Raw genomic sequence first — 817 nt, forward strand, 5'->3', positions numbered from 1 at the left:
CGTTATAAATCACTAATGTATGTCGTTATAAATCACTAATGTATGTATGGATAAAGCAGTTATCTAAAACATTAATGGAGAAACCGGATGATTATAGCAAAGATAGAATTAGTGAAATTGCTAAAAAATACGAAAGGCGTGCACTTGAAATTAATAAAGACAGATTTGAGGATATACATGATCAAACTATTATTTATGTTTTAAGCGAAAGTTTTGCTAATCCAAATAGATTACCTGAAGTACATCTTTCTGAAAATGTTATTCCAAATATAGAATCTATAAAAGAAAAAAACACAGGTGGTCTTATGATTTCGAATGGTTATGGTGGCGGAACAGCAAATATGGAATTTCAAACATTAACAGGTTTACCTTTTGATAATTATTCATCAGCAACTTCTGTTCTTTATACTGAAGCAGTTCCGAATATGAAAGTATTCCCAACGATTAGCAATCATTTTGATTCAAAAAATAGAATAGTTATTCATCCGTCTGGTGCAAATAACTATAATAGAAAAAATATATATAAACAGTTAGGTTTTAATAAACTAATTTTTTCTAGTGATTCTAATAGACAGTTAAAAAATGTCCAGTATGAGGGAGTGAGTGTTAGCGATGAAACGGTATATAATAATGTTTTATCTAATCTCAATGCCTCTGAATCACAGTTTTTTTCAGTAATAACAATGCAAAATCATGCTCCATGGTCTGATCCTCAACCAGAAAATGTGACAGCGACTGGTGATGGCTTAAATGATGAGGAAAATGAAAATCTAACTAGTTATGCAAGGCTATTAACACATACTGATAAGTCAACTAT

The 817-nt window shown here is 30.4% G+C and carries 1 protein-coding gene; it reads left to right on the forward strand.

The genetic code is table 11. The features are described 5' to 3' along the window. Window positions 1–74 precede the first annotated feature (74 nt). Window positions 75–817: LTA synthase family protein (locus tag D8886_RS11615; RefSeq protein WP_260469525.1), on the forward strand; the 743-nt coding region annotated here is incomplete at its 3' end.

Origin of the sequence: Streptococcus sanguinis, assembly GCF_003943655.1 — a bacterium.
Classification (GTDB): Bacteria; Bacillota; Bacilli; order Lactobacillales; family Streptococcaceae; genus Streptococcus; species Streptococcus sanguinis_F.